Below are 23486 nucleotides of genomic sequence, written 5' to 3'. Positions count from 1 at the left end.
ACGGTTGCTTTGCCCGAAACTCCCTAAAATCAAGCGGCCACTCTATGGAAAAGTAGCGGCAGGGAGGCTTGGCGGGAGCCGGGGCAATTTGTAATTTACAGCCCATCTCTTGCCCCAACCCCATCGTTATGCGCCCGCTGCCCACCCTTGCCCTTGCCCTCTTTTCACTGGTTACCGGCTGCGCCCCCAAGGCCACCCGCGATTTTGGGCGGTTTCTGGCAAAACAGCCCCAAAACACCTTTGACGTGTTGCTCCTGGACGGACAGGTCATTGACGGCACCGGTCAGAAAGCCTTCGCCGCCGATGTGCTCATCCGGCACGATACCATTGCCTTTGTGGGCGAGGTAGACCCCCGCCTGGTGCAGGTACAGAAAACCATTGACGCCCGGGGCAAGGTGGTTTCGCCCGGCTTCATTGATACCCACGCGCACGGCGACCCACTGGGCGAAAGAGGTTTCCTGAACTTCCTGGCCCAGGGCGCCACCACCGTCACGCTGGGCAACGACGGAGCGCACCCCCAGAACCTGCAAAGCTGGATGCAACGGGTAGACCAGGCCGGCAGTGAGGTGAACATTGCCCTGTTTGTGGGCCACGGCACCCTGCGCCAGGAGGCGGGCCTCAACTATGACTCTTTGCCCACCCAGGCCCAACTAGAGAAAATGGGCCAGCTGCTGCGGGAGAAGCTGGACCTGGGCTGTCTGGGCCTGTCTACCGGGTTGGAGTACCTGCCCGGGTTCTACGCGCCCCCGTATGAATTAGAGTACCTGGCCAAAGAGGTGGGAGCTAAGGGCAAGTTAATCACCAGCCACGTGCGCAACGAAGACGACCAGGCCATTGAAGCCTCCTTGAACGAGCTGTTGCTGCAGGGGAAGCACTGCCCCGTGCACGTGTCTCACCTCAAGGTGGTGTTTGGGAAGGGCAAGGCTCGCGCCGAGCAGATCCTGGACCAGTTGGAGCAGGCCCGCCAGCGGGGCATCCGGGTCACCGCCGATGTGTATCCTTACACTGCCAGCTTCACCGGCATCAGTATCCTGTTCCCGGAGTGGGCGCTGCCGCCTCATTCTTACGAGCAGGTAGTGGCCACCCGCCGCCAGGAACTGTTGGAGTACCTCCGCAACAGGGTGAACAAGCGCAACGGGCCGCAGGCCACTCTGCTGGGCACCGCTCCCTTTGCCGGCAAAACCCTGGCGCAACTGGCCCAGGAAAAGCAGAAGCCCTTTGAGGAGGTGCTGCTGGAAGACATCGGGCCGGGAGGGGCCTCCGCGGCTTATTTTGTGATGGACGAGGCACTGCAGGCCCGCTTTATCGTAGACCCCACGGTGATGATCTGCTCAGACGGCGGCCCAGACATGCGGCACCCCCGGGGCTACGGCTCTTTCGCCCGCATCCTGGAAGCGTACGTGGTCAGGACCAAACAGCTCTCCCTGGAGGAAGCCATCCGGAAGATGACCTCCCTTTCTGCCCGCACCATGGGCCTTGCAGACCGCGGAGAGATCGCCGTGGGCAAGAAAGCCGATCTGCTGGTGTTTGACCCTGCCCAGGTGCACGAGACCACCACGTATGAAAATCCGTTTCAGCTGGCCACCGGCTTTGAGACCGTGTTGGTCAACGGGAAGGTGAGCGTAGAGAACGGCCGCTTGGTGCAGAAGAACGGGAAAGTGCTGAGGAAATTCTAAGCGGCCAGGGACTGGGAAAAATAGAGAACTGGCCGTTAACAATCCATCCTGAAGAGGGAAGACACAATTTAAGCTGGCCATACTTAACGGGAGGGAAGCGGCGTGCCCTGGGTACGATTCATGATCCCATAAGCTACTGCCATTGCTTGGTTTGTTGTTCACTGCCTTTTGGGCCTGTTTTCCGGAAAACAGGCCCAAAAGGCAGTGAACTTTGCGGGCAAGCGTAGTCCCTTTAAGTCCTACTCGCGGCACGTGTTAACTATTTCTACTATAAGGCTGGAAGCTGGTAAAATGTTGCAAGCGTGTTTGTTGCAAAAGTTAGCGGTAGAATTAGTCATATTTTTATTTCTTTTTTCTGGTAATGACGTATTAGTAGTAGCATCCTGTTAATGATTCTTAGTTGCTATGAAACAGATCTTACCATTTCTCTATCTTTCCGCTTTTTCTGTTTTCCTTTTTTCTTGTGAAACGCAAGAGGCCAGGCCCAGCCGGGAAGTGACCTCCATGTCAGACGCCCGGGTAGCAGACTGCCGCAATTACTCCTACTTCAACAAAGTCTACGGTACCGTGCAATTTGGGGCTGTGAGAGGGGAGAAGATTCTGGTGGGGTTTGCCGAGGGTTTGTCAGCAGAGGACCGGCACCGCATCTTGGCCCGTTTTCCCCAGTTCCATAGCATAGACGGGGACGTCTACATGGATTCTGGCCTTATTACCCGAGTGGCCCTGTACCCGGGCTCTACCTGTGAAGAGGTGGAGAAGCTGTTAGAGAAGCTGGAGCGGGAGCCGGCCGTGCAGTTCGCCTATCCGTTCTTTGAATCTGCCTCGGCAGACCCCACAGAACCCTGGGTAGGCTTGTCCAATGAGTTCATGGTTTCTACCGAGGGCAGCGGAACCTTTGCCCAACTGGAACAACTCATGGCCCAAACCAAGACCAAGCTGGTCTTCTCCTTCACTGAGGACATCCATGTGCTGCGCGCCGATAAAAACTCTACCGGCGACGTGCTCAGGATTTGCACTATTTTCAACCAGCAGCCTTTCATCACCGTGGCCGAACCCAACACCATTTACCACATCCCAGACACTGGCATTGAGGAAGGAAGTAACGAGACCGCCAAGACCAAAGGTGCAGGGCATTTCAAAGCATGGAAGCAGAAGAAAGCCCCTAAAAAATAAGCAAGCCCTTACTTGTATCCAGAGCCCGTTTCGTCCCATCCAGGGGGAACGGGCTTTTTTTGTGCCAAGCCTTACTTCCGTTCAGGACGGATTTCTCTTCTTCGGCCGGGGCCGAAAGGAAAATTGCATTGTTAGCAGTTTCCCTGCTCCAGAAGATTGGGGGAGATCAATCCCGTTTTTGCAGTTTCTGGAAAAAGCAGATAACGCTGAAACACCAGGGCCAACCTCCGTTTGCGAAACGCTGCCAGAGTTAGTTCTGCTGAATCAGGACTAATAACGTAGAGGGAATACTGCAAGGCCGTACAGGAAAACGCTGGCGCCAGCCGTTGAGCAACCTTGCCCAACCTCTAAGCAAAGTCTAAAAAGCTGCGGCCCTGATTTTAACTTATTTAGCCGAAAACAGGCGAAAAACAGGCGGGGAGCAAAGAAACAAAAACCGCCTGCATCAATAGGAAAAAACGCTTTTTTGGTTAACTTTGCCCGATAAACGACCTTATCCAAACCTACTATAGCGGATGAAATTCATTGTATCTTCTACGGCGCTGCTGAAGCAGCTTACCAGCATCAACGGGGTAGTGGCCAACAACCCGGTGGTGCCGATCTTGGAGAACTTCTTGTTTGAGATCAACGACGGCGTCTTGACCATCACGGCCAGTGATCTGGAGACCTCTATGATCACGGAGATACACGTAGAGGCCCGCGAGAACGGGCGCATTGCCGCTCCAGCCCGTATCTTGATTGATACGCTGAAGAACCTGCCCGACCAGCCGGTGACCTTCACCATTGACGAGGAAACCTACACCATTGAGATCAGCTCGTCTAACGGCCGTTACAAACTGTCTGGCGAGAACGCCACCGATTTCCCCAAGGTACCGGTGGTGCGCGGGGGCAACGCCATTGAGATTCCTTCCAACGTGCTGAGCCGCGCCATCAACAAAACCATCTTCGCGGTGAGCAATGATGAGCTGCGTCCGGCCATGACGGGTATCTTTGTGCAGCTGAACAGCGGCAACATCACGTTTGTGGCCACCGACGGACACCGCCTGCTGCGCTACCGTCGCCAGGATGTGAGCAGCGACAATACCGCCTCCATCATCATCCCAAAGAAGGCGTTCAACCTGCTCAAGTCTACCCTGCCCAACGAGGCCACGGCGGTACGCGTGGAGTTTAACACCTCTAACGCGTTCTTCAGCTTTGACAACATCAGGATGATCTGCCGCCTCATTGACGAGCGCTACCCAGATTACGAGAACGTGATTCCGGTGCAGAACCCCAACAAACTCACCATTGACCGTTATGACTTCCTGAGCTCGGTGAAGCGTATCTCCATCTACTCCAACAAAACCACGCACCAGGTGCGCCTGCGCATTACCGGCAGCGAACTGCAGATCTCTGCCGAGGACCTGGATTTCTCCAACGAGGCCAGCGAGCGCCTGACCTGCCAGTATGACGGAGAGGACATGGAGATTGGCTTCAACGCCAAGTTCCTCACGGAGATGCTGAGCAACATTGACTCTGAGGAGATTTCCCTGGAGCTTTCTACCCCTAACCGGGCGGGTCTGTTAATGCCCACCACCAATGACGAAGATGAAAATATTCTCATGCTGGTGATGCCTGTGATGCTGAACAACTACGTATAAGGAATTACTAGTGTCAAATAGAAAAGCCTGCACAGCATTTTGCTGGCAGGCTTTTCGGTTTTTGGGGCAGGTTGGTTTCCCGTTGCCTACCGGCAAATGGGGGAGAGTGCGGGCCCAACAGGTGGCGAACTGCAAAAAACGTTTTACCTTTGTGTTTTGAACCCACAAGCCACGGCGTGAAAGCCATGAAACAGATGAAAAAATCAGAGATACACTTCAGCATTGCCCTGGATGACCAGCGCGTACCCGAAGCCATTAGCTGGCGCGCCACCGATGCCGGAGACGACATCCACTTCGCCAAAGCCATCAACATCTCGCTCTGGGACCGCAACGACACCGGAACCATGAAGATTGACCTTTGGACCAAAGACATGCCCGTGGATGAGATGAAGTACTTCTACATTGATACCCTGGGGGCCATGGCCCAGAGCCTGGAGACCGCCACCAGCGACAAACTGATGGCTGAGAAAATGCGCGCGCTTTGCCAGGAACTGATGAAGCACGTAGAAGACCAGCAGAAGCGCAATGCCGCCCAGAACCCGCAGTAATGGGTTTCCCCTATAACAAAAAAGCCGCTCCCAAAGAGCGGCTTTTTTGTTATAGGCAAGTGTGATTAGTTCTTGGCAGGTGCCTCCTTGATGATGGCCGGGGCAGTGGCAGGGAAGGTACGCTTGGCGTCTGCTTTGTCCTGGGCTACCAGCGTTTTGGCTACCCGGGCATTGTCTTTCTGCAGTTTAAGGGCGTAGTCCCGGTCATAGCTGTTGAGGGCTTTGCGTGCGCTGTAGTACTGTGAGTACTGGGCAGTGCTCAACAGGGCTTCCAGTTCTCTGTCCCGCTCTTTACAAACGCCGGTAATACATTTCTCCAATTCCGCCGGATTGTTGGCGTACTTGGTCTCAAAATCCACCATCTTCTGGGCGTTCTTCAGGTTGATCTCTCTGAGCTTGCGGGACTGGTAGTTGTTCAGCTGCAAATCACGGATCATCTTATCAGACAGGTTCTTGGCGCGTTGTTCTGCACTGCCGCCGTTCTGGGCAAAAGAAGCAAGGCTAGCGAACAGAACCAGGGCCAACGTATACACGAATCTTTTCATAGTCATAGAGTTTTGAGTTTTAAATTGCAATTCCCGTGCCATCTATTCCGTAACAAAACCCAAAGCAAAATAGTTGACTTTGCTTAAAAAAGAACGTGATTTGGGGTGGTTTGTTTCCCTCTTTACCGCTTTTGAAACGCCTTCCCTAAACTTCTTTTTGTACTACAAAGGCGTTCTAAGATAACTCCAAAAGGATGTTTGGGTAGTCTGATCTGCGCTGAGCATGAACCCCTTAGAACTTGTTCTTCCACATCATAGACTCCACCGGAAGCACGGACCGCTGGTTGTATTTGGCGCTGCTTTTTTGGTTGTAGTAGTTCTCAATACCGCCTTTCACCTCAAAGTAAATGAGCTGGCCAATGGGCATGTTGTGGTACACGCGCACCTTCTGGCTTACCGAGATCTCCAGGGTCCAGTGGTTGCAGAAGCCTACGTCGCCTTTGCCCGCGGTGGCGTGGATGTCAATGCCCAGGCGACCCACGCTGGATTTGCCTTCCAGGAACGGCACATGGGCGTGGGTCTCAGTGTACTCCTCGGTCACGCCCAGGTACAGCTTGCCCGGCTCCAGCACGTAGCCTTCCTCAGGTATCTCAAAAACGTCTATCTGGTTGTGTTGGCGGGCATCCAGCACCTCGTCTTTGTAAGAGGCCAGGTATTTGCCCAGGTGTACGTCATAGGAGTTGGTGCCCAGAAAAGCGCGGTCAAAAGGCTCAATCAAGATGGTGCCTTTCTCAATCTCTTCCAATATCTGTAGGTCGGTGAGGATCATACGAATGCGTTGGTATAATTTAGAACGCAAGGTACGGGTAAAATCCGGTTCTTGCCACGGGTGAAAACGGCAGAATCGCTGTTTTCACCAGATTTTACTTTTGGACTAATTTGCCGAAAACAGCGCAGAAACCCGCTGATTTCTGCTTACCATGAGCCGGCTTTACAATCTTCCTAGGGTAAGGGCAATCTGCTGCGCTAACGGCCAAACTGGCTTGAACAGAAAACGCCCGCAGCCCTTTGAAAAGGCTCGGGCGTTCTGGTTTAGCAAAGCGGCGGTAACCCTTTAAATTTATGACTACCAAAAATAGCGGGTCTACTTCTGGGCTCTCTTCTGGGGTTGGCTGTTGTATTTCCTGATCAGTTCGCGGCTCTTGAGGCCCGATGGTTTCAGGTCGCTGTCTTTCCAGTTGCCGGTGGAGGAAGCGGTGGGCAGCAGGACCGAGCACGTTTCATCTTTGTCTGACACCGACCAGGTCACCCAACTGATTTTGTTCTTTTCGGCCCAGTCAATCCATTTCTGCCACTCGGCCTCGTTCAAGGGACCGTCGCCGGTGGCTTCCATGCCCGCCGACTCTGAGATGAAGAGGGGCAGGCCTTTGCGCAGGGCGTAATCGCCGCGTTTGCGGAGTTCCTGCTTGTGGGTAGCCGCGTAGAAGTGCAGGGTGTACATGAGGTTCTTCTCTCCCTTTATGGGGTCATCAGCGGCCAGGTGCACGTCCTGGTCCCAGTGGGGCGTACCTACCAGAATGAGGTTGTCTGGGTCAATGGCCCGGATGGTCTTGATAAGTTCCTCGGAGTAGGCTTTTACCTCGGCCCAGGATTCCTCATCGGGCTCGTTGAAGATCTCGTAGATCACGTGCGGTTGCTGGCCGTAGGTCTGGGCCATCTCGGTGAAAAAGGCCTTGGCCTCGGGCAGGTTGATGTTGTGGCTGTGCCAATCTATGATCACGTAGAGATCTTCCTTGATGGCGCCGTCTACCACCGCCTTGATCTTCTCTTTGGACCAGTCGGGTTTTTCTTTGTAGCCGTCCTTTGGCTCAATGCCCATGGCCGCCCTGATCACGTTGATCTTCCAGTCTTTCTTGAGCCAGCTCACGGTTTCTGGGGTGTAGAAGCGAGGCCAGAAGTTGTGCCAGCCAAAACTCATGCCCCGTAGCATTAGGGGCTGTCCCGTTTTATCCTTTAGCTGGGTTCCTTCTACGTGCAGCGCGCCGTGCTCTTTCACGGTCTGGGCAGAGGCCACCAAACTGCCCCCCATCAGCAGCAGGGCAGGAAGTATTTTTCTGAGCATCATATAACTTAACAGAAGAAAGTTGGTCCTTAAAGTAAGGCAGAATTCCCTGAACCGGCATAACACTCCTTTAGCAATTCTTTGACCTGAATCTCGCACCCAGCGCACTTTCAACGCAGCAAGGACCACAAGCGGAGAAGGTTTACGGGGCTGCGGGAGGGGGCTACAGCAGATCCAGCAGGTTCTGTTCAATCCGTTTGGGCCGGAGGGTCTTGGCGTCTAACAGGCACCAGGTGGTCTTGGCGGCGGCCAGGAGTTCCTCGGTGCCGGCCCGGTACAAACTCACAAACCGCTCAAACTTGGCTCCCTGGTAACCGCCCACCCAGGTAACTCCGGTCACCGTTTCCCCGGCAAAAGCAGGTTTGTGGAAGTCAATCTCGTGCCGCAGCACTACCCACAGAAACTTCTCCTGCAGCTCCTTGGGAGCCACGTGCCCCCAGTGCGCGGCAGACACCTCCTGCACCCAGCGCAGGTACACCACGTTGTTCACGTGGCCCAGGGCGTCAATATCGGTTTCGGAAACGGGAATGTTCAGGCTGAATTTTCGTGACATTGTAGCGATTTGTGGTGTATAGCAGGAACGGATGTTTCAGAAGTTGATTGCTACTCGTCCCACCTTTTCCTTCTAAACCCTTGTGGTATCCATTATAAGACTACTACGCGCATTATTCCAATGCAAGAAGGTTTTTATCTTATAGCGAAGCTGCTGTGCTTTTGTGTACATTTGAGATTTATAGCCTCTCTATCTACGTATTACATCTATGTTCTGTACCGCCAAGCGCACTCTCATTGCTTTCTTTTGTTTTCTCATTATCCAAGTGGCAAACGGGCAGTCGACAGCTCAAAAGGGTGATAACGAAATCATCCTAGCCTCTCAAGACACCCTGGCAAACATTAGAATAATTGAGAATCAGAATTGGACGAATGAGGATAAAGTTACCTTCATAGACCATAAGGGAAAAACAACCCTACCTGCCTGTTCTGTGCACTCTTATTCCCTGGGTGCAAGATTCTTCAAGACTTACCATGTTACGGAAGGTGCCGGTAAAAAGCTGATTGAAGTGGTGGTGCATGGCCCGGTTTCGTTGGGGCAATCCATCTCTGAGAAAGGAGAACCGGTCTACTATGTAACAAAGGAAGGCGAAGAATTTACCAGCTTGCAACCCCACCAGTACCAGCTTAGCGCTTTCTTTGCCGGTTACCTGCCAGATTACAATGAGTTTGTGACATCTACGCAGAAAAGGCCATTTTATGAGTTCAAATCCTTGGCTGAGTTTGTCTCTGCTTACAACACCTACAAGCACCCTGATAAATACGTTGCCGAAAGGTACAAGAGCCCCGAGCAGGTAGGCGTGTTTGCTTTTGGGTCTGTGAACGCCTCATCGCTTTCCTTTAAAAATGAATCTAAGGAGTTCTCTACCGCAGCAACGTTGAGTGTGGGAGCCATCTTACATTACAAGTATCACAGAAAGCTTTTCCTGGTCACCCCGGTTCTGTATCAAAGGGCTTCTTTCTCATCCCAAGCCAATGAGGTGCAATTATACCATCTGTTGGTGGAGCCTCATTTTGTTTACAGATTCTACATCAATGAACCTGTTACCTTCTCCATTGGCCCGGGGCTGGGTCTATCCTATGACCTGAACAGCCAGGTACGCCCCCTGCAGGCAGAAGAAAGCATTAAGGATAAAGTTGATTTTGAGAAAGTAGGGGTGGGATATAACCTGAACGCCTCCCTTGACTACAAAGCAAGATACATGCTGGGCATCAGCTTCTCAAGCTACAAAATCAGAACCCATCCATTTGAGAAGGTAGAGATAGAGACCTCGGGCAAGAAGGGAAGCTATCAAACCATCAGGTTTGGGTTGGGCTACAAACTCTAGTAGAGATAGTACCTGCCGCTCTACCTCAGGTGCAGCAGTGGGGCTTGGTTTCGACCTGTTTCACGAAAAAAGCCCCTAAAACGCGATTAATGCAAGATTAAGGCGATGATGCAAAACACGTCTACAATCAGCAGGGGCAGGGTCACGTCTTGCTTCTTCCCGGAGATGAGCTTGAGGGCGGTCCAGGAGAGGAATCCCCAGATAATGCCCTGCGTGATGGAGTAGGAGAAGGGAATGAGCACCATGGCCAGAAAAGCGGGAATAGCCTCATCCAGTTGGCCCCAGTTGATCTTGGTCACCGGCCGCACCATAAACACGCCCACCAGCACCACGGCCGGCGCGGTGGCAATGGCCGGCACCACCGAAAGCAGCGGCGCCAGAAACAGGAACGGCAGAAACAGGAGCGCGCCTACCACTGCCGTGAGCCCGGTGCGCCCGCCCGCCTCAATGCCCACCGCCGACTCAATGTAGGCCGTGCCCGGGCTGGAGCCCACCAGTCCCGCCATGGTGGTGGCAATGGCGTCTACCATGAGCGACCGCTTCACGTTGCGGGGTTCGCCTCGCTCGTCCAGCAGGTTGGCGGCTTCGGCCAGGCCCACCAGGGTAGAAAGGCTGTCAAACATATCAGTGAAGACAAACGCGAAAATCACCGGCACCACCGCCCACTGCAGGGAGTTTACCAGGTCTAATTGAAAAAACAGGCTGAAATCAGGCGCCGAGAAGACACCCTGCAAATTCACCAAGGGACCAGTCGTTCCCTCCAGACCCCACCACCGCCCAATAGGGTAGGCCGCCAGCGTGGTGAACAAAATACCGATCAGAATGCCGCCCTTTACCTGCCGGGTCACCAGCACCGCCGTGACCAACAGGCCGGCAATAAAGGTGAGCACCCCGGGCGTTAACTGGCCAATGCCGATGATGGTGGCCGGGTTGGCCGTCACAAACCTGGCGTTGGAAAAGCCAATCAGGGAGATAAACAAGCCAATCCCCGCCGCAATGGCGTACCGGAGGGGCCGAGGGATAGCCTTGATGATGTACGTTCTGATGTTGAACGCCGACAGCAGCAAAAACACGATGCCCGACCAGAACACCGCCCCCAGCGCAATGGGCCACGGCACTTTCATGCCCAGCACCGCCGTAAACGTGAAGAAGGCATTGAGGCCCATGCCCGGGGCCACCAGGATGGGGTTCTTGGCGTACAGACCCATCATGAGGCTGCTGAAAAAACACACCAGCACCGTGGCCGTGAGCACCGCCGAGAAGGGCATGCCCGCCTGGCTCAGGATGCTGGGGTTGACCACAATGATGTAGGAAGTAGCCAGAAAAGAAGAAAGACCGGCAATGATTTCGGTCTGTACCGTGGTGCCGTTTTTCTTCAGGTCAAAGAAGGAGGTCATGGGTCAATTGGTGGGTGCGTGATGTGTATACGTAAAGCGTGGAAGAGTGCTGTTGGCGGTAAAAGGCACTGCCGCTAGTACCCCTGTTTCAGGGCAGTTTCAGGGAAAAAGGCCCTGAAACAGAAATCCGCAACAAAGCAGCAAAGTACATCTAGTTTGAACCTCTGATCCGTTCCGTGACTAAGGAATACTATACCTTCAGGTGGGAAGAAGAGTGATCATAGCCATGCAAATGAATACAAGCGTAAAACCGCCTTTGGGTTTTGAGGCTGCTTTTCCATTTGTAAGGTGAAAACAGAAACGGCACCTGAACCTTCAGGTGCCGTTTCTGTTTGTTGCTGGTTGCCATAAGGCTTACGCAGTGGCTGCTTGCAGGGCTTCCAGGTTGGCTGCCAGGTATTCGTCGGCAAGCTCGTTGGCGATGGCCGCTGACACAAACAGGGTCTCAAACTGCGAGGGGGCTAGGTAAATGCCGCGCTGCAGCATCTCGTGGAAATACCGCCCGAAGGTCTGCAATGAAGAAGTCTTGGCCGAGGTAAAATCGGTCACGGGTTCATCGGTGAAGAACAGGCTGAACATGGAACCCACCTGGTTCACGGTGTAGTTCAGGCCCACTTGCTGCAGGTTCTGACGGGTGCCGTTCACCAGTTTGTCGGTGATTTGCTGTAAATGGGCGTAAATCTCCGGATGCTCGTTCAGGTAAGTCAAAGCCGCCAATCCTGCCGACATGGCAATGGGGTTCCCCGACAGCGTTCCCGCCTGGTACACCGGACCGGCCGGGGCCACCGCGTTCATGATCTCAGCCTTTCCGCCGTAGGCCCCCACTGGCATGCCGCCACCGATGATCTTGCCCAAGGTGGTCATGTCGGGCATGATGCCGTACAGCTCCTGGGCGCCGCCTTTGGCCAACCGGAAACCGGTCATCACTTCGTCAAAGATAAGCACGATGCCTTCCTTGGTGCACAGCTCGCGCAGGCCTTGCAAAAAGCCCTCAGCGGGCGGTACCAGGCCCATGTTGCCCACCACCGGTTCCAGGATGATGGCCGCGATCTGGGTCGGGTTCGCGTCAATCAGCGTTTGCACTGCGGCCAGGTCATTGTAAGGGGCGGTGAGGGTGTCATTGGCCACGCCTTTGGTTACGCCGGGGCTGTCGGGCACGCCCAGGGTAACGGCCCCGCTGCCGGCGGCAATCAGGAAAGAATCGCCGTGGCCGTGATAGCAGCCTTCAAACTTGATGATCTTGTCGCGGCCGGTATAGCCCCTGGCCACCCGAATGGCCGACATGGTAGCTTCGGTACCGGAGTTCACCATGCGCACTTTCTCCACGCTGGGGACCATGCTGATGATGAGTTCGGCCATCTCAATCTCGCGGCGCGTGGGGGCCCCGAACGAAAGTGAACCCGGCAAGGCGTCGCGCACGGCTTGCTCCACCACCTCGTGGGCGTGGCCCAGGATCATGGGACCCCAGGAGTTGATCAGGTCCAGGTAACGGTTGCCGTCCTCGTCAAAAAGGAAAGCGCCTTTGGCCGAGGTAAGGAACAAGGGCTGTCCGCCAACGGCTCTGAAGGCCCGCACCGGCGAGTTTACCCCACCTGGAATTGATTGCTGAGCCCGCTGAAAGAGCGCCTGGCTGGTTGTATGGGTTAGTGACATGGTTTTCTAATGTGTGATTGAGTGAATCAATGGGTGAGTGAATGGGTGATGGATTGAGAAGGTGGGTGAATGGGCTTACACTTCTACGGGAGGAATGTCTTATATTCACTCCTTCGCTCCATCATTCATTCACTCATTAAATTTAAAGCACCGGGTTTACCACCAGAAAATGCCCGTTTTCCAGCTTTAAAATGGGTAGGTACTGATTGTCCTGGGCTTGGGTTCCGGTGGTGGTCTGGTAGCCGATGCCCTGGTAGAACCGTCCCGGCTGCACCCCGCTCAACCGGGGTGGCGCCGCGTACCCGTTCTCCTGCAGTTGCCGGCCGAAGTAGTGGAGGAGCTCAAAACCGGCGTAGGTGAACGCCGATGGTGGCAGGTTGTAGCGCCGGGTGTAGGCCCGTTTAAACTCCTGCACCGCTGGGTTCTCCAGGTCAATGTACTTGGGCGCCAGGAAGTACATCTCCAGAAAATCAAACTGCGAGAAGCTGATCTGCGGCATTTCCAGCCACTTCTGCGAGACCAGCACCGGTACTTTAGCGGCCCGTTGCTCCAGGTAACTCACCGTGCTGGTGGCCACGGGGGCAGCGCTGGACTGCACTACTAATACCCCCAGGTCTTTGAGGTTGACAGTGGCCAGGGCAGGGCCCACGTTCGCGCTGGTCTTAGCGTTGATTTTCTGAAAATGGACCACTTTCCCGCCCAGGGCCAGGTAGGTGCGCCTGAAGCTTCCGGCAAAGGTGGTGTCATCTTTCTCGCTGTCATAAATGACGGCCGCCGTTTTCCTGGGGAACGTCTGGTAGGCATAGGCCGCCGCGCGCTGCCCCTGGGTGGCCACCGACGTTTCCAGCAGGTGCAGGTACGGGTTGCCTTTGGTTACCTCCAGGTCATCGGAGAAAGGGTTCACCATGTTGAGGTTGCGCTGCTGGGCTATTTTGGCGGCGTAGGCGCTGTTGTTTTTGTAGATGGGCCCCACCACCAGGTCCATGGTGCCCAGTTCGGGCTGCTCCAGCACTTTTCTGATCTGAGCCGTGTCGTTTTTGGTGTCATAAGGGTAGACGTTCACCCGCGCACCCTGCCGCTGCAGCGAGTCCTGTGCTGCAAGCAGGCCCGCGTAAAAATCAGTGATGAACAGGTTCTTTTTGTCTACCGTCACGCCCGCGTCTGACACGTTGAAGGGCAAGAGCACCGCCACGTTGTACTCCGCTTTCCTGACCGCCGAGGTACGCTGCAGGTAGCTGCGGTCCAGGTTGAACTGGCGCACCAGGGTTTCCAGTTGCGGGCGGTCCTGCTCGGTGAACCAGCCGCCCACCAGCTTGTCGGCGTAGGCCTTGGCCAGGGTAGCGTCCTGCGGAAACTGGCGCATGAGGTACTGGAACGTGGCTTTGTCCTGGAGCAGCAGCATGTAATGCCGCTTCATGGCCGCCACGTCGTCTTGTAAGGACTTATCCTGAATGGGTTCCAGCGCCTTGAGCGCCCGCAGGTATTCTTTCTTTTCAAACAGTACTTGCCCGTGCAGGTAGTGCGCATCGGCTAAGCCGCCCCAGTTTTGGTGCTCAGAAATGAGTTGGGTGAGCATTTTGTCGGCCTCGGCCCATCTTTTCTGCCTGGCGGCGGCCACGCTGTACAGGAAAGCCGCGTCTGGCGCGTAGCTTTTGCCGGTAGCCGCCTGCGTGAGGGGCATGAGTTCGGCCATGGCCAGTTCATACTTCTGCTGGTCTACCAAAATGCGGCCGTTTTGCAGGCGGGTGTTCAAGTCGGCGTTAGACTGCGCCTGAACGGTCCAGCTGAGCGCCAATCCGGCAACGGCAAGTACTATCTGTTTTTTCATGGTATTCTAAAAAATAGCCTTAAAACCTATTCCCACTCAATGGTAGCGGGTGGTTTGGAGCTGATGTCATAGACCACGCGGTTTACGCCGCGCACCTTGTTGATGATCTCGTTGGAGACATCGGCCAGGAACTCATACGGCAAATGGCACCAGTCGGCGGTCATGCCGTCTACGCTGGTCACGGCCCGCAGGGCTACCACGCGCTCGTAGGTGCGCTCATCGCCCATCACGCCCACGCTCTGGATGGGCAATAGCATGGCGCCGGCCTGCCACACCTGGTCGTACAAACCGGTTTTCTTCAGCGAGGAGATGAAAATATGGTCTACTTCCTGCAGGATGGCCACTTTCTCCGGGGTGATGTCGCCCAGGATGCGGATGGCCAGGCCCGGACCCGGGAACGGGTGACGCCCGATGATGGTATCTGGGATGCCCAGCGTCTTGCCCACCAACCGTACCTCGTCTTTGAACAGGGTTTTGAGCGGCTCCACCACCTTCAGTTTCATGAAATCGGGCAGACCGCCCACGTTGTGGTGCGATTTGATGGTCGCGCTCGGGCCTTTCACCGATACGGACTCAATCACGTCGGGGTAAATGGTGCCCTGGCCCAGCCACTTGGCGTCTTCCACCTGGTGCGATTCCTGGTCAAACACCTCAATGAACACGCGACCAATGGCTTTGCGTTTGGCTTCGGGGTCAGTTAAGCCGGCGAGGGCGGTGTAGAACTGAGCCTTGGCATCAACGCCTTTCACGTTCAGGCCCATGTCTTTGTAGGAGTGCAGCACGTCTTCAAACTCGTTCTTGCGCAGCAAGCCGTTGTCTACGAAGATGCAGTACAGGTTCTGCCCGATGGCCTGGTGAATGAGCATGGCCGCTACACTGGAGTCCACGCCGCCGGAAAGGCCCAGGATTACTTTGTCTGAGCCAATCTGCTCACGCAACTCGGCCACGGTAGATTCAATGAATTGGTCGGGGGTCCAGTCCTGGGCGCAGCCGCAGATGTGCACCACAAAGTTGCGGAGCAGGCGCTTGCCCTCGGTGGAGTGCGTTACCTCTGGGTGGAACTGGATGCCGTAGGTTTCCTGGTCTTTTACTTTATAGGCCGCCACCTGCACCGATTCTGTGCTGGCGATTACCTCAAAATGGTCTGGGATGTGCTTGATGGTGTCGCCGTGGCTCATCCACACCTGCGAGTCAATGGTGATCTCTTTGAGCAGGCGGTTGTGCTGGTCTACGTGGTTCAGCTTGGCACGGCCGTATTCTCTGATGGTAGAGGCAATCACCTCGCCGCCGCCTTCCTGCGCCATCAGCTGCGCGCCGTAGCAAACGCCCAGAACGGGCAGATTCCCTAAAAACGGCGTTAAATCAGGATTGGGGTAGTCTGCATCCCGCACCGAACAGGGGCTGCCCGACAGAATCACACCCTTGGTGTCTGGGGTGAGGGCTGGAACCTTGTTGAACGGATGGATTTCGCAGTAAACGTTAAGCTCGCGGACGCGACGGGCAATCAGCTGGGTGTACTGAGACCCGAAATCGAGAATGAGAATTTTTTCTGGCATGTGCAAAGGTACACGCGGGTTTTAAAACATGAAAATGAATTTACAGCAGAGTAGGGGAGAGCCCGCCACGGCCTGTCTGATGTAAAGGCTGGCCAAGCCCAGGACCCGTTTTACTCCGGTTTTGTAAAAAATAGCAGCAAAAAAGGCGCTATTTTATGAAACCAAAAACAAGGCACGTATTTTGCAACCAACCTTTACAATCAAGACCGGCTTGTAGCTGGCCATTCTGGCAGGCTACCGGACCGGTTACTAAAACAGAAACGAACGTTACGTCACGATATTCCATGTTCAAAACTTTACTTCTTCCAATACGGGCCGCGCTGGGGGTGCTGTTCACCGCCTCCCTGCTGGTAGGCTGTGAAGCAGACTCAGACACCTCTGACCCTGTTTCCGGGGTGGGCCCCACCCATACCACCTTTTCCATGGTAGACAGCATGAAGGTAGACCCCGCTTTCAGGGATTCCTACCCCGATGCGTACCAGAAACTGCGGGGCAAGACCTACCAGGTGGCCGCGCAGGATAAAATGGTGGCGTACTTTTACGAGGAGAACAACGGCATCACCCTTTATTTCAAAGACACTTCACTGGTAGACAACCGGTCCTGGGTTTCCATCCACTTCAAGAACCGCACCCTGCAGAACCTGCCCGCCACGCTGTCTTTGAAAGACGCCACGGCCGTGGGCGTGCAGAACGGCCAGACCTTTGCCGATGAGAGCGGGGCCATGTCGCCGGGCTTTGTTAAAGTGCTAGACGGCACCGTGAGCCTGCAGATCAATGAGGCCACCAAAACCATCAGCGGGCAGATCGCTAACCTGAAGCTAGGCTTGGACTACTACGTGCCCACCTACGCGTTCCCCAACCGCGAGGGCACCGTGCTGCGGAACAGCGGCTCCAGCCGAAACCTCAACCTGGTGTTTGACAACCTGAAAAAGCGCGATTGATTTTTCTTTTGCCTTTTCTTTCGTGAGCCACAGAAGCCTAACCAATTAGCTTTCTGTGGCTTACTTGTTTTAACGGCCCAGGGGAAGACGTTTTGGGTACTTTTTTTGAAAAACTTGCCCCAAATAGCTTGCAGCCAAAGAATGTGTTTGTATCTTTGCAACGGCAAATCGGTACGGCCAGCTCCTACTGAACTCCCCCAGGCCCGGAAGGGAGCAAGGGTAGGTGGTTGAGCGGCGCGATACTCGGTTTGCCGCTTTTTTTTGCCCATACCCCAACGGTTCTCCGCCGTTTTCATTTCCGCCCCCTACGCAACCCGCTGTTTCAGAGCTATTTTCCTAGAAACAGGCCGAAATCACAAACATCTGTAAGCTCAGGCGTTCGGTTGTCTGGCAGGCGTTCTAATCATCTTCCCTCGGCCGACCGCTCCAGGGGCAACCCCACCCAGAAAATTGCGTTTAGGAACCAATTTGTGCCCAGGGGCAAAATACTTGGGCCCCCGTTCGGTTTTCTGCCGGATTGAACTAGATTTGTACTCCAAAACCATTTCTGCTATGAAATTTTTCATTGATACCGCTAACCTGAACGAAATCCGCGAAGCCCATGACTTAGGCGTGTTGGACGGCGTAACCACCAACCCCTCGCTCATGGCCAAAGAAGGCATTGTAGGCTATGACAACGTCATGAAGCACTACCGTGACATCTGCGAGATTGTGGACGGAGACATCAGTGCCGAGGTGATTTCCACCGACTTTGCCTCTATGGTGAAAGAAGGCGAGGAGCTGGCCCAGCTGCACCCCAACATTGTGGTAAAAGTGCCCATGATCAAAGACGGTGTAAAGGCCATTAAGTACTTCACAGACAAAGGCATTAAAACCAACTGTACGCTGGTGTTCTCGGCCGGACAGGCTCTGTTGGCCGCCAAAGCCGGCGCCACCTACGTTTCTCCGTTCGTGGGCCGCTTAGACGATATCTCTACCGATGGCCTGGGCCTGATTGAGCAGATTGTGCAGATCTACCAGAACTACGGCTACCCAACCCAGGTGCTGGCTGCCTCGGTGCGCCACGTGATGCACCTGGTGCAGTGCGCCGAGATTGGTGCCGATGTGGTAACCTGTCCGCTCAACGTGATCACCGGCCTCCTGAACCACCCCCTCACCGACAGCGGCCTGGCCAAATTCCTGGCAGACCACAAAAAAGCCAACCTGTAATTAATTGTGAATTGAGAATTAGGAATTAAGAATTAGAAGTGAACACCATCATTCCTAATTCTCAATTCCTAATTCCTAATTAGAAAAAAGGTGTACATCATCAAAGTAAAGGGCAAGGCCAAGATTCCGGATTACATTCAGCTGCGCGATGAGAACTTCGTGCTGATTGCCTATTTCCGGGCCGACCGCCCGCTGAAGAACCTGGACCGCTACGGCCTGGAGAGCAAGGAGGAGGAGCTGGCCTCGCTCATTGCCAGCCTGGAGTTTGGGAAACTTCAGAAACTGGACCTTTAACCTGATGCGTACGGGGCCCGCCCCGGCCCGGTAGAGGCCCTCAACCAAAGCTTTCCCGATTTTCTTAACCTGCCCTGCTGCCCCACAAGGCAGAAGGCCCATTACCGCTTACCCCGCTATGGAATATTCGTCTAACCCGGTTGTCCTGCTGCACAAAGTCTCCATCTTTCAGGATGTGAACACCATTCTGCATGACGTGAGCTTTGCCATTGAGAAAGGGGAGTTTGTGTACCTGGTGGGCCGCACCGGAAGCGGGAAAAGCTCACTCCTCAAAACGCTGTACGCCGATCTGCCCCTGAAATCGGGCACTGCCCAGGTGGCCGGTTTCAACATCCATACGCTCAACTGGGGGCAGGTGCCGTTTTTGCGGCGCAAGATTGGCATTGTGTTCCAGGACTTCCAGTTGCTGTTTGACCGTTCCGTGGCCGACAACCTCAAGTTTGTGCTCAAGGCCACTGGCTGGAGCGACAAATCCCGCATCAAGAACCGTATCTCTGAGGTGCTCATGCGCGTGGGGCTAGATGCCGTGACCAACAAAATGCCGCACCAGCTTTCGGGCGGCGAGCAGCAGCGCGTGGTCATTGCCCGGGCCCTGCTCAATGAGCCCCTGATCTTGTTCGCCGATGAGCCCACCGGTAACCTGGACCCCGACGTGACCCACGGCATCATGGACCTGTTCCAGGAGATTAACAACAGCGGCACGGCGGTGCTCATGGCCACCCACAACCACCACATTCTGCAGCGCTACCCCCGCCGTATCCTCAAGTGCGAAAGGGGCCGGGTGCTGGACTCGGCGCGCGAGCAGTTCACGCTGGTAGATGGTTTCTGAGATCTCCATTCTCATCCCTGTCCTTAACCAAAATGTGCTTGCCCTGGTAGAGCGGTTGCTCCAGGAGGCAAGCACCCTGCCTATTGCTTTTGAGATTAGGGTGTACGACGATGGCTCCAACCCCGCCACCCGCACCCAGCACCAACCGCTCCTGAACCTGCCCCACGTGGTGTACCAGGAGATGCCCCAGAACCTGGGGCGTTCCCAGATCAGGTTCCGGCTGGCGCAGGAGGCCCGATTTGCTCACCTACTTTTCCTGGACAATGATGTGCTGCCCGTGCACCCAGACTTTCTGCACCGCTACCTGCAAGCCCGCACTGCCGGAGTAACCGTAGGAGGGGTGGCCTACGGCGAGAAACCCACCCCCGGCACCGAGCTCAGGTGGAAGTACGGCCGGGCCCGCGAAACGGCCCCGGCCCTACAGCGGCAGAAAGCCCCGTATCAGCGGGTGTTTTGCAGCAACATGCTGGTAGAACGGTCTGTGTTCATGCGCCATTTTCCCCAGCGGGAGGTAGCCGGATACGGGCACGAAGACACCCTTTTCGCCTGGCGCTTGCAGCAGGACCACCTGCCGGTCCAGCACATTGATAACCCGGTGTGGCACCTGGGCCTGGAGCCCGCCGAGGTGTACCTGCTCAAATCACAGCAAGCGGTGTATAACCTGGTGCGGCTTTACCGGCAGTTCGGGATAGGCGCCGAAACCAAACTGCTGCGGGGGTACGCCCGCCTGAAAAAGCTGGGGCTGGAGAAACTCCTGGTGGAGAACAGCCATTGGTTGTTTCCGGTCCTCAAAAAGAATCTGGTCTCTAAAAATCCTAGCCTGCGGCTCTTTGACCTGTACCGCCTCCTGTTGCTGGCGAAGTACCTGCGGCAGTAGCGGTTTTGGGCCGCTTTTCAGGAAAACAGGCTTAAAACGGGAGCATAAAAAAAGCCTCTCCGGCAGGAAAGGCTTTTCACGCAATTAAAGGCAGAAAATCTTACTCATCATCCTCTTCCACCGCTTTCTCTACCTTCTCTGCGGTTTTCTTGGCGGCTTTGCCCACGGCTTTGCCGGCCTTTTTGGCACCGGCGGCTACGTCTTTGCCCGCTTCTTTAGTGGCTTCGCCCACCTTGCTGTTAGAAACGTCTTTGCCTACTTCTTTCAGGTCAGACCCAACTTTGCTGGCAGTATTGCCGGCTTTGTTGGCGTTTTTCATGGCAATGTATTTGGCTTTCGCCTTGCCAATCTCCCATTTGTCTTTGTCGCTCAGTTGGTCCTGGATGGCGTTTTTACGGTCATCCAGCTGGTTCCAGTATTTCTCTACGGTGTCCCAGTCGTCGTTGCTGAAGCCGGCTTTGTGCGCCTCCACATGGGCCACAAATTCTTCGTAGGCCTGCCTGATGTCCAGGGCGGTGTAATTGGGAATCTTGCTTTCGTCTAAGCCATGGAGGTCTGCACTGGTGGTTAGCCCGGCGCTTTGGTTGGTCTGCGCATAGGAGTCGCTCATCATAGTGGAGCCGGACACATCAGCGGAGGAAACCCCGGTGGACGTGTTGGGGCTGTCGGTACGGCTACAACCGTATTGCGCGAAGACCAGTCCGCAGCAAGCCGCCAGCACCAGCGTATTTTTCTTGAACGTATTGTACATTTTCATAGTCGTTTAATTGTTTAAAACTTCAAACAATCTGTGTAGTTGTAAAACGAGATTGAATTATAGAGGTTGCATTTCGCGCTATTTTTAAATGAGTGCTGTTGGTAATGGTACTATACGGTGAAATGGGTTGAATTGGTGGGCAAGCGGCGTCAGGGAATATTCCCGATGAACGTGCATAGGGTTCCCCGCACAAAACCTATATTTGTCTTTTCGATTGTTTCCATGAACCAACTCCAGATGGTAGACCTGAAAGGTCAGTACCAGCGCCTGAAACCGCAGATAGATGCCGCCATGCAAGCCGTGGTAGACAGCACCGCCTTCATCAACGGACCCCAGGTGAAAACCTTCGCCCAGAACCTGGCTCAGTACCTACAAGTCAACCACGTGATTCCCTGCGCCAACGGCACCGATGCCCTGCAGATTGCTTTAATGGCCTTGGATCTGCCCGCCGGGGGAGAGGTGATTGTGCCCGCTTTCAACTACGTGGCTACCGCCGAGGTGATTGCCTTGCTGGGCCTTAAACCAGTGTTTGTAGACGTGCTGCCAGATACCTTTTGTATTGATCCGGCCAAAGCCAGGGCAGCTGTCACCGAGAAAACGGTAGCCATTATGCCGGTGCACCTGTTCGGGCAATGCGCGCCTATGGAGGAGATCATGGACCTGGCTATTGCGCAGGAACTGTTCGTGATTGAAGACAACGCCCAGGCCATTGGGGCGCAGTACGTGGACGCCGAGGGCGGAACCTCGTTTGCCGGCACCATCGGGCACATCGGGACCACGTCGTTTTTCCCGTCCAAGAACCTGGGCTGCATGGGCGATGGCGGGGCCATTTTCACCCAGGATGAGGAACTGGCCACCACTTTGCAGCAGATTGCCAACCACGGGCAGCACAAGAAATACCATTACTCCCGCGTAGGCGTCAACTCCCGGTTAGATACTTTGCAGGCTGCTTTGCTGGACGTGAAACTAACCCAACTGGATGATTTTATCTTGCGTCGGCAGAAAGCGGCGGCGGCGTACGACGCGCATTTCGCGGAAGTGGAGCAGACCAAAATCCCGACCCTGGCACCGTACAGCAGCCACGTGTTTCACCAATACACCCTGCAGGTTCCCGCCGATAAACGCGATGCCCTAAAAGCCTATCTGCAGGAAAAGGGAATCCCCAGCATGGTCTACTACCCGGTGCCGTTGCACCTGCACGAGGCCTACGCGTATCTGGGCTACAAAGCCGGCGATTTCCCGGTTTCAGAGGAACTCTGTGGCAAAGTGATTTCCCTGCCCATGCACACGGAGCTTACCGAGGAACAGCAGACCTACATCGCGGAAGCGGTGGTCAGCTTTTTCCAGGGGTGAAGTAGTTGTGCTTGTTGGTGATAACACCAACAAGGGCGAAGTATCAGAGAAAACACCGAGATAATTAAAGAATAGAAGACTTCTTGTTTCTGAGTTGATTTTCAGAAAGCAAGGCTAAAACGCATACAGGACACTAGATGTCAGAAAAGATAAAGTTTGCCGTAATAGGCGCAGGCCACATTGGTAAGCGCCACGCCACCATGGTGCAGCGTCACCCTGAGGGAGAATTGGTAGCCATGGTGGATTCCGATCCGGCCCGTTTGGATGAAGTGGAGCCTTTCGGGGTGCCTTTTTTTACCAGCATGGAAGAATACCTGGCCACCGGCCCTAAAGCCGATGTCATCTGCGTGTGTACGCCCAACGGGTTCCATGCCGAGCAGGCCATGCTGGCCCTGGAGAACGGCTGCCATGTGGTCTGCGAAAAACCCATGGCGTTGAGTAAAGCCGATTGTGAGCGCATCATTTACAAATCTCTGCAGACGTCTAAACTGGTCTTCTGCGTGATGCAGAACCGGTACAGCCCACCTTCCCTGTGGCTCAAAGAGATGATCATGGAGAAGCGCCTTGGACAGATTTTCCTGGTGCAGATCAACTGCTACTGGAACCGGGACGATCGCTACTACAAGCCTGGCACCTGGAAAGGCAACCAGGCATTGGACGGAGGCACGCTGTTCACCCAGTTCAGCCACTTCATTGACATTATGTACTGGCTCTTCGGGGACATCAAGAACATCAGCGGCCGGTTCATGGATTTCAACCACCAGCACCTCACCGATTTCGAGGACAGCGGCCTTATCCACTTTGACTTCATGAACGGTGGCGCCGGTACGCTCAACTATTCCACCGCTGTATGGGACACGAACCTGGAGAGCAGCATGACTATCATAGGCGACAAGGGCAGCATCAAAGTAGGAGGCCAGTACATGAACGAGGTGGAGTATTGCCACGTGCAGGATTACGTGATGCCCGAACTTCCGCCCAGCAGCCCCGCCAACGATTACGGCCACTACAAAGGCAGCGCCGCCAACCACCACTTCATCTTTGAGAATGTGATTGACACGTTGAAAGGAAAGACCTTCGCCACCACCAACGCCCTGGAGGGTCTCAAAGTGGTGGAGATCATTGAGCGCATTTACGCCTTAAAAGGAATTAAGAATTAGGAATGAGGAATTAAGAATTTGGGTGAGAGCTTAGGATAAGCATCTTCTCAAATTCTTTTCTGACCTTCTTAAATTGATTCCTAATTCCCAATTCTTAATTCCTAATTA

Annotated in this window: 21 protein-coding genes and 1 other RNA gene; 13 read left to right on the top strand and 9 right to left on the bottom strand. The window is 54.7% G+C overall.

The window, feature by feature from the left end:
- Positions 1 to 128: 128 nt before the first annotated feature.
- The 4 genes from JT718_RS13800 to gldC all read left to right on the top strand — a co-directional run bounded on the left by JT718_RS13800 (position 129) and on the right by gldC (position 5037).
- Entirely contained in the window at positions 129 to 1676 is a 1548-nt protein-coding gene (locus tag JT718_RS13800) for an N-acyl-D-amino-acid deacylase family protein (RefSeq protein ID WP_205503296.1), read from the top strand.
- 504 nt (positions 1677 to 2180) lie between these two features.
- On the top strand, positions 2181 to 2849 hold the full coding sequence (locus JT718_RS13795; RefSeq protein WP_205503295.1) for a class-II aminoacyl-tRNA synthetase family protein: 669 nt from the start codon (positions 2181 to 2183) through the stop codon (positions 2847 to 2849).
- A gap of 515 nt (positions 2850 to 3364) precedes the next feature.
- Positions 3365 to 4489 carry a DNA polymerase III subunit beta gene (gene dnaN, locus JT718_RS13790; protein ID WP_205503294.1) on the top strand — a complete coding sequence of 375 codons (1125 nt, stop codon included), beginning with the start codon at positions 3365 to 3367 and terminating at the stop codon, positions 4487 to 4489.
- Positions 4490 to 4674: 185 nt separating this feature from the next.
- A complete protein-coding gene (gldC, locus tag JT718_RS13785; protein ID WP_374729170.1) occupies positions 4675 to 5037 on the top strand; it encodes a gliding motility protein GldC in 363 nt (120 codons plus the stop codon).
- A gap of 65 nt (positions 5038 to 5102) precedes the next feature.
- Here the strand turns inward: gldC and JT718_RS13780 are convergent, their stop codons facing one another.
- The 4 genes from JT718_RS13780 to JT718_RS13765 form a co-directional block, all read right to left on the bottom strand.
- Positions 5103 to 5582, bottom strand: coding sequence for a DUF4890 domain-containing protein (locus JT718_RS13780; RefSeq protein WP_205503293.1), 480 nt, complete (start codon positions 5580 to 5582; stop codon positions 5103 to 5105).
- Positions 5583 to 5814: 232 nt separating this feature from the next.
- A complete protein-coding gene (gene dcd / locus JT718_RS13775; RefSeq protein WP_205503292.1) occupies positions 5815 to 6351 on the bottom strand; it encodes a dCTP deaminase in 537 nt (178 codons plus the stop codon).
- 315 nt (positions 6352 to 6666) lie between these two features.
- Entirely contained in the window at positions 6667 to 7647 is a 981-nt protein-coding gene (locus tag JT718_RS13770) for a glycoside hydrolase family 5 protein (protein ID WP_240337093.1), read from the bottom strand.
- A gap of 160 nt (positions 7648 to 7807) precedes the next feature.
- Complete coding sequence (locus tag JT718_RS13765; protein WP_205503291.1) at positions 7808 to 8197, bottom strand: acyl-CoA thioesterase; 390 nt, start codon at positions 8195 to 8197, stop codon at positions 7808 to 7810.
- A gap of 430 nt (positions 8198 to 8627) precedes the next feature.
- Here JT718_RS13765 and JT718_RS13760 point away from each other — a divergent pair, with 430 nt between their 5' ends.
- On the top strand, positions 8628 to 9524 hold the full coding sequence (locus tag JT718_RS13760; protein WP_205503290.1) for a hypothetical protein: 897 nt from the start codon (positions 8628 to 8630) through the stop codon (positions 9522 to 9524).
- Between the two features lie 86 nt (positions 9525 to 9610).
- Here JT718_RS13760 and JT718_RS13755 read toward each other — a convergent pair whose 3' ends face one another.
- From JT718_RS13755 to guaA, 4 genes are all read right to left on the bottom strand, one after another.
- The gene (locus JT718_RS13755) at positions 9611 to 10921 is read right to left on the bottom strand and encodes an NCS2 family permease (protein WP_205503289.1); all 1311 of its coding nucleotides are present in this window, start codon (positions 10919 to 10921) and stop codon (positions 9611 to 9613) included.
- A 354-nt stretch (positions 10922 to 11275) separates the two neighbouring features.
- Complete coding sequence (gene hemL / locus JT718_RS13750) at positions 11276 to 12574, bottom strand: glutamate-1-semialdehyde 2,1-aminomutase (protein ID WP_205503288.1); 1299 nt, start codon at positions 12572 to 12574, stop codon at positions 11276 to 11278.
- 142 nt (positions 12575 to 12716) lie between these two features.
- Positions 12717 to 14402, bottom strand: a complete 1686-nt coding sequence (locus JT718_RS13745) for an ABC transporter substrate-binding protein (RefSeq protein ID WP_205503287.1) — start codon at positions 14400 to 14402, stop codon at positions 12717 to 12719.
- A 26-nt stretch (positions 14403 to 14428) separates the two neighbouring features.
- A complete protein-coding gene (gene guaA / locus JT718_RS13740) occupies positions 14429 to 15958 on the bottom strand; it encodes a glutamine-hydrolyzing GMP synthase (RefSeq protein WP_205503286.1) in 1530 nt (509 codons plus the stop codon).
- A gap of 284 nt (positions 15959 to 16242) precedes the next feature.
- Here guaA and JT718_RS13735 point away from each other — a divergent pair, with 284 nt between their 5' ends.
- From JT718_RS13735 to JT718_RS13710, 6 genes are all read left to right on the top strand, one after another.
- Entirely contained in the window at positions 16243 to 16899 is a 657-nt protein-coding gene (locus JT718_RS13735; RefSeq protein WP_205503285.1) for a hypothetical protein, read from the top strand.
- Between the two features lie 159 nt (positions 16900 to 17058).
- An RNA gene (ffs, locus tag JT718_RS13730) (signal recognition particle sRNA small type) lies at positions 17059 to 17158 on the top strand.
- A 293-nt stretch (positions 17159 to 17451) separates the two neighbouring features.
- Positions 17452 to 18108, top strand: coding sequence for a fructose-6-phosphate aldolase (gene fsa / locus JT718_RS13725; protein WP_205503284.1), 657 nt, complete (start codon positions 17452 to 17454; stop codon positions 18106 to 18108).
- Between the two features lie 90 nt (positions 18109 to 18198).
- The gene (locus tag JT718_RS13720) at positions 18199 to 18402 is read left to right on the top strand and encodes a fructose-6-phosphate aldolase (protein WP_205503283.1); all 204 of its coding nucleotides are present in this window, start codon (positions 18199 to 18201) and stop codon (positions 18400 to 18402) included.
- 118 nt (positions 18403 to 18520) lie between these two features.
- Positions 18521 to 19231: a cell division ATP-binding protein FtsE gene (locus JT718_RS13715; RefSeq protein WP_205503282.1), complete on the top strand. Its 711-nt coding sequence runs from the start codon at positions 18521 to 18523 to the stop codon at positions 19229 to 19231.
- Positions 19221 to 20108 (top strand): glycosyltransferase family 2 protein, encoded by an 888-nt coding sequence (locus tag JT718_RS13710; RefSeq protein WP_205503281.1) that lies wholly within the window; start codon positions 19221 to 19223, stop codon positions 20106 to 20108. Before JT718_RS13715 ends, JT718_RS13710 begins: the two co-directional genes overlap by 11 nt.
- A gap of 100 nt (positions 20109 to 20208) precedes the next feature.
- Here the strand turns inward: JT718_RS13710 and JT718_RS13705 are convergent, their stop codons facing one another.
- Positions 20209 to 20865, bottom strand: a complete 657-nt coding sequence (locus JT718_RS13705) for a DUF6565 domain-containing protein (protein WP_205503280.1) — start codon at positions 20863 to 20865, stop codon at positions 20209 to 20211.
- 222 nt (positions 20866 to 21087) lie between these two features.
- Between JT718_RS13705 and JT718_RS13700 the strand changes: the two genes are divergently transcribed.
- Both JT718_RS13700 and JT718_RS13695 read left to right on the top strand, forming a co-directional pair.
- Positions 21088 to 22218 (top strand): DegT/DnrJ/EryC1/StrS family aminotransferase, encoded by a 1131-nt coding sequence (locus JT718_RS13700; protein ID WP_205503279.1) that lies wholly within the window; start codon positions 21088 to 21090, stop codon positions 22216 to 22218.
- 137 nt (positions 22219 to 22355) lie between these two features.
- Positions 22356 to 23378: a Gfo/Idh/MocA family protein gene (locus JT718_RS13695; RefSeq protein WP_205503278.1), complete on the top strand. Its 1023-nt coding sequence runs from the start codon at positions 22356 to 22358 to the stop codon at positions 23376 to 23378.
- Positions 23379 to 23486: the final 108 nt, after the last annotated feature.

Source organism: Rufibacter psychrotolerans (assembly GCF_016924645.1).
GTDB classification, from domain to species: Bacteria; Bacteroidota; Bacteroidia; order Cytophagales; family Hymenobacteraceae; genus Nibribacter; species Nibribacter psychrotolerans.
The sequence above is the reverse complement of the archived record's forward strand: the minus strand, read 5'-3'. Positions and strand labels throughout refer to the sequence as shown.

Coding starts and splice junctions, on each gene's coding strand:
- JT718_RS13710 (WP_205503281.1), top strand. CDS start 19,221: ATGGTTTCTGAGATCTCCATTCTCATCCCTGTCCTTAACCAAAATGTG.
- JT718_RS13695 (WP_205503278.1), top strand. CDS start 22,356: ATGTCAGAAAAGATAAAGTTTGCCGTAATAGGCGCAGGCCACATTGGT.
- JT718_RS13735 (WP_205503285.1), top strand. CDS start 16,243: ATGTTCAAAACTTTACTTCTTCCAATACGGGCCGCGCTGGGGGTGCTG.
- JT718_RS13755 (WP_205503289.1), bottom strand. CDS start 10,921: ATGACCTCCTTCTTTGACCTGAAGAAAAACGGCACCACGGTACAGACC.
- fsa (WP_205503284.1), top strand. CDS start 17,452: ATGAAATTTTTCATTGATACCGCTAACCTGAACGAAATCCGCGAAGCC.
- JT718_RS13700 (WP_205503279.1), top strand. CDS start 21,088: ATGAACCAACTCCAGATGGTAGACCTGAAAGGTCAGTACCAGCGCCTG.
- JT718_RS13780 (WP_205503293.1), bottom strand. CDS start 5,582: ATGAAAAGATTCGTGTATACGTTGGCCCTGGTTCTGTTCGCTAGCCTT.
- gldC (WP_374729170.1), top strand. CDS start 4,675: ATGAAACAGATGAAAAAATCAGAGATACACTTCAGCATTGCCCTGGAT.
- hemL (WP_205503288.1), bottom strand. CDS start 12,574: ATGTCACTAACCCATACAACCAGCCAGGCGCTCTTTCAGCGGGCTCAG.
- JT718_RS13715 (WP_205503282.1), top strand. CDS start 18,521: ATGGAATATTCGTCTAACCCGGTTGTCCTGCTGCACAAAGTCTCCATC.
- JT718_RS13745 (WP_205503287.1), bottom strand. CDS start 14,402: ATGAAAAAACAGATAGTACTTGCCGTTGCCGGATTGGCGCTCAGCTGG.
- JT718_RS13800 (WP_205503296.1), top strand. CDS start 129: ATGCGCCCGCTGCCCACCCTTGCCCTTGCCCTCTTTTCACTGGTTACC.
- dcd (WP_205503292.1), bottom strand. CDS start 6,351: ATGATCCTCACCGACCTACAGATATTGGAAGAGATTGAGAAAGGCACC.
- JT718_RS13705 (WP_205503280.1), bottom strand. CDS start 20,865: ATGAAAATGTACAATACGTTCAAGAAAAATACGCTGGTGCTGGCGGCT.
- JT718_RS13795 (WP_205503295.1), top strand. CDS start 2,181: ATGTCAGACGCCCGGGTAGCAGACTGCCGCAATTACTCCTACTTCAAC.
- guaA (WP_205503286.1), bottom strand. CDS start 15,958: ATGCCAGAAAAAATTCTCATTCTCGATTTCGGGTCTCAGTACACCCAG.
- JT718_RS13765 (WP_205503291.1), bottom strand. CDS start 8,197: ATGTCACGAAAATTCAGCCTGAACATTCCCGTTTCCGAAACCGATATT.
- JT718_RS13770 (WP_240337093.1), bottom strand. CDS start 7,647: ATGATGCTCAGAAAAATACTTCCTGCCCTGCTGCTGATGGGGGGCAGT.
- dnaN (WP_205503294.1), top strand. CDS start 3,365: ATGAAATTCATTGTATCTTCTACGGCGCTGCTGAAGCAGCTTACCAGC.